The sequence below is a fragment of the Actinomadura geliboluensis genome (assembly GCF_005889745.1).
GTDB lineage: Bacteria > Actinomycetota > Actinomycetes > Streptosporangiales > Streptosporangiaceae > Spirillospora > Spirillospora geliboluensis.
Map to the genome: position 1 here is coordinate 1 of NZ_VCKZ01000767.1, position 920 is coordinate 920.

At 58.4% G+C, this 920-nt stretch carries 1 rRNA gene; it reads right to left on the reverse strand.

Going from position 1 to position 920, the window contains the following annotated elements:
- Positions 1-920: ribosomal RNA gene (locus tag ETD96_RS44125) — 23S ribosomal RNA — on the reverse strand; the annotation flags it as partial.

Below are 920 nucleotides of genomic sequence, written 5' to 3' on the forward strand. Positions count from 1 at the left end.
AAAGGGGTGGGAGAACTCATCTCGAGGAAGGCTTCCCGCTTAGATGCTTTCAGCGGTTATCCCGACCGAACGTAGCCAACCAGCCGTGCCCCTGGCGGGACAACTGGCACACCAGAGGTCCGTCCGTCCCGGTCCTCTCGTACTAGGGACAGACCCTCACAATTCTCCTACGCGCGCAGCGGATAGGGACCGAACTGTCTCGCGACGTTCTAAACCCAGCTCGCGTGCCGCTTTAATGGGCGAACAGCCCAACCCTTGGGACCTACTCCAGCCCCAGGATGCGACGAGCCGACATCGAGGTGCCAAACCATCCCGTCGATATGGACTCTTGGGGAAGATCAGCCTGTTATCCCCGGGGTACCTTTTAGCCGTTGAGCGACACCACTTCCACACGTAGGTGCCGGATCACTAGGCCCTGCTTTCGCACCTGCTCGACACGTCCGTCTCACAGTCAAGCTCCCTTGTGCCCTTACACTCGCCACCTGATTGCCAACCAGGCTGAGGGAACCTTTGGGCGCCTCCGTTACATTTTGGGAGGCAACCGCCCCAGTTAAACTACCCACCAGGCACTGTCCCCCACCCGGATACACGGGTGCGGGTTAGACGCTCAAAACGACCAGAGTGGTATTTCACCAACGACTCCACCGACACTGGCGTGCCGGCTTCACAGTCTCCCACCTATCCTACACAAGACGCTCCAAGCGCCAATGCCAAGCTGTAGTGAAGGTCCCGGGGTCTTTCCGTCCTGCTGCGCGAAACGAGCATCTTTACTCGTACTGCAATTTCGCCGGGCCTGTGGTTGAGACAGCGGGGAAGTCGTTACGCCATTCGTGCAGGTCGGAACTTACCCGACAAGGAATTTCGCTACCTTAGGATGGTTATAGTTACCACCGCCGTTTACCGGCGCTTAGATTCTCAGC